This is a genomic window from Chryseobacterium sp. Leaf201, assembly GCF_001421435.1.
Lineage (GTDB): Bacteria > Bacteroidota > Bacteroidia > Flavobacteriales > Weeksellaceae > Chryseobacterium.
The window spans coordinates 1-4,263 of sequence record NZ_LMKA01000022.1 but is presented as its reverse complement, the minus strand read 5'-3'; the positions used below and the strand labels follow the sequence as shown (position 1 = coordinate 4,263).

Sequence of the window (4,263 nt, the reverse complement as noted above, 5' to 3'; positions counted from 1 at the left end):
TTTAAATATAAATTAAAAACTATGAAGGAAAAGTTTTCCTAAATCATCTCGGTCATTTAGCTCCAAGCAAATTTCATCAGGCGTGAAAATATATTTTTCCCCTTTTTCATCAGTAGGTATATCCGAATCAATCAATGATAGGATGTATTGTAAATCATATTCATCACAGATGCTTTTTACCTTGTTCAATAATTTGATTTTTATACGATCATCGAGCCCTTCTAAAATTCCATCGTGATAAGCAAATCTATAAAAAGAATTTTTACGATAGTGAATTAATAGAGCCAAATCAAAAGCCATACAAAGTATTTTTTTATATGTAGTACCCTGTGATTCAGAAGTAGTTAATAGATCGGCTGGATTTTGATAATCAGCACTGTATTCTACATTTCCTTGCTTGTTCAGCTGTATTGATATTAAAGCATTGGTTCCGAGAATATCAACAATAATATTATTGAAAATTCTGTTTATCTCTGCGTGCTTTCTTTTGCTCACAGCCTCCCTAATCGCTGTTACCGCATTTTCGACCTGCAAATGTATTCCCTGAATTTGTTCATCGATTTCCAAAGATTGGTCGACAGCTATTATCTTGTCATAAATTCTACTAATTTCTGCTTCTAATTTAGAAAGCTTTTTTTGGTATGATTTAAATTTTTCATAACTATCTTTCTCAGTCAGAAATGCAAGCTTATCACTTTTATCAATTTCAAGGCTTTTAAGTTCTTTATTTACAGCAGTAATCTGTGTCTTTAAATCTTCTAAATTTTCATTTAGATATTTCTTTCTGTCTATAGATATTGCTTCATTGAATTTTATTAAGTCTGAATAGTCTTTCTTTAAAACCTCAGGAAAATAAAGTTCAGTTTCTCTATATAATTCTTCTAAATCCTGAATTTTAATATTTAGATTTAAATGGGACAAAGACTCTTCAAGCTTGTTGACTTCATAATCCAAGCGATAACGCTCTGTGTTCAAGAGTTGTATTTTATTATCTATTTGCTCAATCAATTCTTTGTTAAGGCTTTTGTCCTGTTCAAAAAAATTAAATTTATCAATAGTGTGTAATGCTACTTCTAAATCCTGTTTTTTAATATCAAGCAAACCTTCTAATTTATCTTTGTCTTCAATGTTTATGCGGGCTTCTTCTTTCAGAACTTTTATAATTCCTTTTTTCTTTTCAATATCATCCTCTAATGATAGTTTTTTAATTATCAAATTACTGTCATATCCCAGGAGCTCAAATACAAAAGGTTTCCAATCAATATGTTTTCCTTTGAACTTGTCCAATTTGTAGACGTCAAGAAAATCTTGTTGTGTTCTTAAAAAATATGTAATAGATTTTCGATAGTCAAAATTTATAACAACATCAAATCCCAAATATTCATTTAATTTTTTTCTAGACTTGTCGAAAGGAAGATTTTCTTCATCCCAAATAATAGGAGGATTAAAGTTTTGACTTTTATTGTCATCGATCTTAAATGAAATTTTCGTATTAGTATCTATTTCCCTTCTAATGGTAAGGTATTGTCCACTATTCAACTTTAGCTCTCCATAAAATATAACACCTCTGAAAATATCATTTTCAAATATTTTTTTATTGAAAGAACCTAAAAGAATAAAATTGATTACGTGTATTAAAGATGTCTTTCCTAGGTTATGAGTGTCTTTTTTATTTAATTTATCATTGATAGTAGCCAATACTACATTGAATTTTGGATTAAACTCAATGTTCTTAAGATTTTTGTTAGCGTATATTTTGACTAATTTCATTATCTAGTTTTGTTTGATAGAATCAAGTTCCTTTAAATAGTGAATTCTATCCAAAAGATATAAAAAAGAAAGTGCTTGCTCAAAATTCTCATTTGCTTTGTTTCCTATTTTTTGCATTAAGATATTTTTTAATTCATCGTACTTAATAATACCACTCAGCTGTATTTCTTTCAACATAATAGCAGAAAGATATACAACTGAATATTTTATATCTGTATGTTTGTCTGGTTTAAGCATCTTTTTTACCTATATCACAAGTGCAATACATATAGTGCAAAAATAGACGAATTAATCTTTTCTTTCCTGCTAATTCAGAATTATTAGTAATTACATAATCATATAATTCTTCCAACAGATGTTCAAAAGCATTATATGCACTTCTTTTGATTACAATTTTGGCATTTAAATCATCTATTGTATCATCATAAATTTCTTTTAAAGATTTATTGATTGGATCTTTCAAAAAATCTCGAATAAAATCAAAATATGTGTAATTCTTTTTAATTATTTCATCAAAATAATCTTGACTTAAAGCATTAATCTCATTTTTACGTTCTATTGCCACATAAGTAAAATCTTCTTCACTTTTTCCTGCTATACTTGTATCGGGAATGGTTTTGTGAAATTCAATAATGAGGTTTTTTAAGTCCTGCTCATCAAACTGTAATGGCGTTAACAAACTCTGTAATTTTGCTTCTTTAACTATATCGGGATAGGCTTGTAACCACTGTTGTATTTTCTCGTCTGCAATAACAATATTTGTAATGCCTGTATTTTCATCAATTAAATTTTCAATTTTCTCATCTTGCTTACCTGTTAATTTGCGATTGGTAAAAAGCATATAATACTCTACCTTTTTTACACCTTTCAAACGCTCAATTGCAGAAACTACATCATTCTTAAGAATCTTTTGAAAATCACTATCAGAACAACTTGTATTCTCCTTTGTTGTATGTTTTGCCTGAATAACTATTTTTCCATCCCAAGGTTCTGTTGTGCTTGGAAAACAATTTGCTTTTCCGTGAAATCTACCATCTCTTCCTCCGTCCGTACCTTTCGCAAAAGGAATAACAGCTTCTCCGAGAATTTTTTTACAAATCAATGTAGCTAAATTTTCAAATTCGGTATCATTTAAATAATGTAAGGGATATTTTCTCATAAAGTTTCAAATATAATTAAAGAAATCAATGATAATAAGATGATTTAACAAGTATGAGTCTATCAAATGACAATAGTTCTTATCTAAATAGATCTCAAATTTTGGTTTTATTATGATTAATCAGTTTTGATGTTCTCATTAATATTTACTACTCACGGTTATACTTTTTTTTATTTTCTTTCTTCAGGTAACCCCGTAAAAGCATTGTTATCATAAATAACAGCCTCTGTTAAATACTCTAAACTCTTTATTTTAACTAATGATGAGTTTTTCGAAGTATATTTAAATTTAGAAGAATCAAAAATAAGTGCATTATAACCTTCATAAACAGAACTTTTAAATAAAATTCCATCATACTCTAAATCTCTAATAATATCAGAAATAAATTGAGTTATTAAATATTGTTCATTCATCTCTGGGAGAATAGGAGAACATAATTCATCTGAAATGTCTTTGAGAAAAAGATATTTTTTTAAACTTTCTTTATCATCAAAATGATCATATAAATTTATAAATCTTAAATCTGCCATTTTAAGATCGTCCAAGTTTTCAAAGCAACCTATAGAAACATAATGCCCTGGTTGTGGTCTAACCTCTCCTAAAGCCACTCCTTCACTAGAAGCCAGGTATAAGTAAGAAACTCCTTGCCTGTTCAACCTACCCGAAGTTGATTTAAAAATTGGGGGAGACGAGATTGAATCTTTTTCGAAAGCTTTTTTTATTTTAACTGAAAATTCTTCTTCTATTTTTTCTTCTTTGTATCCTATTCTAGCTCTGTACAATAGAGTGCCAGAGGGCAAGGTGTATTTATTATCTTCAAAAGCTTGTTTGAATATTAAAGAAGCTTCATTTATTAAAAGGTAATGATTCTTTTTTTGTAATTCTGATTTATATTTATGCCAATATTTTGAACCATTTTCTTTTAAAGAATAAGAAAACAAACCCCTTCCAGTATCGTCATACCCATAATATAAGTCATCAAAAGGATATTCATTTAAATCAAATAGTGTATCTATAAATTGATCTATTTCTTCTTCTCTAGATATTTTATCTGCAAATTCATGATTGATTATACTGTTCTGTATATAAAATGGAAGTGGAAAATCCTCGCCACCCCATCGTGAATTATATATATACTCTGGAAAATGATATCTAATTAGAAATCTGCAAAATCTATTAAATTTCTCGTTAATTGTTACATCTATATTATAATTATTAGATAAACAAATTGTGCATGGAAATGAATTTTTATTAGAGTTGATTAAAACATAATTTTTTAATGACTCATCTTTACAACAATTGCTACATAAAAAAAAATTTTCATCCATAGTTCG

4 protein-coding genes are annotated in these 4,263 nt (G+C 28.0%); all 4 read right to left on the bottom strand.

Translation table 11 applies throughout. The features are described 5' to 3' along the window. Positions 1-12: 12 nt before the first annotated feature. The gene (locus ASE55_RS02835) at positions 13-1,770 is read right to left on the bottom strand and encodes a DUF2326 domain-containing protein (protein WP_056215283.1); all 1,758 of its coding nucleotides are present in this window, start codon (positions 1,768-1,770) and stop codon (positions 13-15) included. Positions 1,771-1,773: 3 nt separating this feature from the next. Further along, positions 1,774-2,007, bottom strand: a complete 234-nt coding sequence (locus ASE55_RS02830) for an ABC-three component system middle component 8 (RefSeq protein ID WP_056215280.1) — start codon at positions 2,005-2,007, stop codon at positions 1,774-1,776. Further along, positions 2,000-2,929, bottom strand: a complete 930-nt coding sequence (locus ASE55_RS02825) for an ABC-three component system protein (protein ID WP_056215277.1) — start codon at positions 2,927-2,929, stop codon at positions 2,000-2,002. The genes ASE55_RS02830 and ASE55_RS02825 overlap by 8 nt, the downstream gene beginning before the upstream one ends. Positions 2,930-3,099: 170 nt before the next feature. Then, the coding region (locus ASE55_RS02820; RefSeq protein ID WP_056215274.1) for an RES family NAD+ phosphorylase at positions 3,100-4,263 on the bottom strand (1,164 nt) is incomplete at its 5' end.

What these genes read in the sequence shown, in the direction of transcription:
- ASE55_RS02835 (WP_056215283.1), bottom strand. Translation starts at nt 1,770, where the DNA reads ATGAAATTAGTCAAAATATACGCTAACAAAAATCTTAAGAACATTGAG.
- ASE55_RS02830 (WP_056215280.1), bottom strand. Translation starts at nt 2,007, where the DNA reads ATGCTTAAACCAGACAAACATACAGATATAAAATATTCAGTTGTATAT.
- ASE55_RS02825 (WP_056215277.1), bottom strand. Translation starts at nt 2,929, where the DNA reads ATGAGAAAATATCCCTTACATTATTTAAATGATACCGAATTTGAAAAT.